This window comes from Cohnella sp. GbtcB17 (assembly GCF_019091135.1).
GTDB lineage: Bacteria > Bacillota > Bacilli > Paenibacillales > Paenibacillaceae > Cohnella.
Genome location: NZ_JAGXJW010000103.1, coordinates 9,453 through 10,605 on the forward strand (window position 1 = coordinate 9,453; position 1,153 = coordinate 10,605).

2 protein-coding genes are annotated in these 1,153 nt (G+C 62.5%); both read right to left on the reverse strand.

Annotated elements, in window-relative coordinates; translation table 11 throughout:
* Positions 1 to 439: ATPase, T2SS/T4P/T4SS family (locus KVT38_RS35080; protein ID WP_483298211.1), on the reverse strand; the 439-nt coding region annotated here is incomplete at its 3' end.
* A gap of 16 nt (positions 440 to 455) precedes the next feature.
* The coding region (locus KVT38_RS32175; RefSeq protein ID WP_217597843.1) for a GspE/PulE family protein at positions 456 to 1,153 on the reverse strand (698 nt) is incomplete at its 5' end.

Sequence of the window (1,153 nt, forward strand, 5' to 3'; positions counted from 1 at the left end):
TAAAAATCGTGGACTTGCCGCTGCCCGTCGGCCCGGTCACCAAGATCAACCCCTGCGGCTTGGCGGCGAGCGTGCTCAGAATTGGAGGCAGCTGCAGCTGCTCCAGCGTCGGAATCTGCGTCGGGATCGTCCGCACCGCGATGCTGACTTTGCCGCGCTGGCGATAGGCGTTGACCCGGAAGCGGGACAGCCCTTCGAGCTCATAGGAAAAGTCAAGCTCTCCCGCCCGTTCGAAACGCTCCGTCTGCTCCGCGTCGATCAGCGCCAGCGCCATATGAACGGCTTCTTCCGCCGTCACCTTCTCCTCGCCGACAGGCTGAAGCTTGCCGTGCACCCGCAGGATCGGGGGCGAATCGACCGAGATATGCAGGTCGGACGCGCCGGCCTCATGCGCCGCGCGGAGCAAGTCCACCATGCGGCTTTTCATCACTGCTGTCATCGTCTTTTCCCCTTCCCTAATAGGCGACGGTCTCGCGAATTACTTCCTGAAGCGTTGTAATGCCGCCGAGCACCTTGGCGAGTCCGTCGTCCATCAGGCTGATCATGCCCTGCTCGGCCGCAGCGGTTCGAAGCTCCTCGACGGTCGCATTTTCCGACACCATCCGGCGAAACGCATCGTTCATGCCCAGCACTTCGTGGATGGCGACGCGCCCGCGGTAGCCCGTCTTGTTGCAATTGCCGCAGCCGCTGCCCTTGTAGAGCTTGTCCACCTTCAAACCGCGTCCCCGCAGCAGCATCGCTTCCTGCTCGGTCGGCTCGTGAACGACCTTGCATTCCGGACAAATCCGGCGCACGAGCCGCTGGGCGACGACGCCGATGAGCGACGAAGCGACGAGATAAGGCTCGACGCCCATATCGCGCAGCCGGGTCACCGTGCTGATCGCGTCGTTCGTATGCAGCGTGGACAGCACGAGGTGACCCGTGAGCGAAGCCCGAATCGCGATCTCCGCCGTCTCCGTGTCCCGAATCTCGCCCACCATGACGATGTTCGGATCTTGACGAAGGATGGAGCGCAGGCCCGCGGCAAACGTCAAGCCGATCGTCGGATTGACATGAACCTGGTTGTTGCCTTCGAGCTGATATTCAACCGGATCCACGACCGTGATGATGGTGGCGGCTTCCTGCGTCAGATGGTGCAGCGCGGAGTAGTGCG